Genomic DNA, 1,149 nt, shown 5'->3' with positions numbered 1-1,149 from the left:
TGTTCGTGCTGCGCACGCAACGAAAACTTAGCTATTAGCGGTTCGTTGTTTTTGTTTCATCAAGTCTAACCATACAAACTACGTCATCTATGCCGTTATATCCTTCAATACAGTATCCGTTGGGGTCAATGTTGGGAACGGTCAAAAGTTTGTCAAACGCATCTTTAATCAAGTTCAAATCTTATCTAAAATTCTTAATTTCGATTGCTATTTAATTACCGCTTGGAATGGTAAATTCCGTCAACCCGTGTTTTTGTAAATCGCTTCTTGTTCGTTCTTCCGCAGCCACTCTGTAGGCAATTTTCCCGTTTTCAGGTCTTGAAATGCCAAATTTTCTTCGTTGTGGGGGGGGAACTCAAGTAAAGTGTGTAGTTTCTGAAACGCCTCTAAAATTCCATCCGAAAAAGTTTTTGCCTGAATGAAAATGACTTTGATGTCCTTTTCAATTTTGATTTTTCTCATTGTATCCATACGTTTTTTGTATTACTGTCATAAAATTTGGTTTAGTTGTTATTTGTTTGCAAGCTCACTTTACTCATTGAGTGTATAATAAAAATGTACCACTTGTTCCTCATTTGTCGGTTTGGTTGTTCTGTAAAAGTCAATGGCATAGTCATCAACTTTATCTGCCTGCACAAATACTTCTTCAAAACCTTTTTGTTTGCAGAAATTGTTTGTAAATGCAATTAAACTTTTCCCAACTCCCTTTCTTTGATAATTTGTCAATACTGCAAGGTCGTAGATATACGCTAATGGTTTGTGGGAGTAGTACTGGTCAAGTACGTAAATTGTTAGTCCGCCAATAATCTTGTCATTTGTCTTGGCGACAACTGCAAAGAAGTTTTCTTTTGCTAAAAGTTTCCGTAAATGTGTTTCGTCTGGTAATTTGAAATTTTTCATTTCAAATACATCCTCAAACAGCAAAATAAGCTCTTTTAGTTCGTCAAGATTATGTGATTGTAATATTTGTAACTCTAACTTCATTTTTTTGTTCAATTCATTTTCCGTGTCTTTTTTCAATGACCGCTAACGGTTTGGGGCTTTGCGTTCGGGCGGGCAATCGAAGCACAAAAGCCGAATTTATTACTAATGTTTAATTGAAAAACTGCCGTTGAATTTTGCACTTCACCCCGCCTGACGCAAAACCCG

At 36.5% G+C, this 1,149-nt stretch carries 2 protein-coding genes; both read right to left on the bottom strand.

Going from position 1 to position 1,149, the window contains the following annotated elements; all coding sequences use genetic code 11:
* Positions 1–240: 240 nt before the first annotated feature.
* Positions 241–471 (bottom strand): hypothetical protein, encoded by a 231-nt coding sequence (locus QWT87_RS21020; protein ID WP_302718686.1) that lies wholly within the window; start codon positions 469–471, stop codon positions 241–243.
* Between the two features lie 60 nt (positions 472–531).
* A complete protein-coding gene (locus QWT87_RS21015) occupies positions 532–1,020 on the bottom strand; it encodes a GNAT family N-acetyltransferase (RefSeq protein ID WP_302718684.1) in 489 nt (162 codons plus the stop codon).
* Between the last annotated feature and the right edge of the window lie 129 nt (positions 1,021–1,149).

It is taken from the genome of Chryseobacterium urinae, assembly GCF_030518295.1.
Lineage (GTDB): Bacteria > Bacteroidota > Bacteroidia > Flavobacteriales > Weeksellaceae > Chryseobacterium > Chryseobacterium mucoviscidosis.
Note: the sequence above shows the minus strand (reverse complement) of the source record. Positions and strands in the feature narration are given on the sequence as shown.

What these genes read in the sequence shown, in the direction of transcription:
- QWT87_RS21020 (WP_302718686.1), bottom strand. Translation starts at nt 471, where the DNA reads ATGGATACAATGAGAAAAATCAAAATTGAAAAGGACATCAAAGTCATT.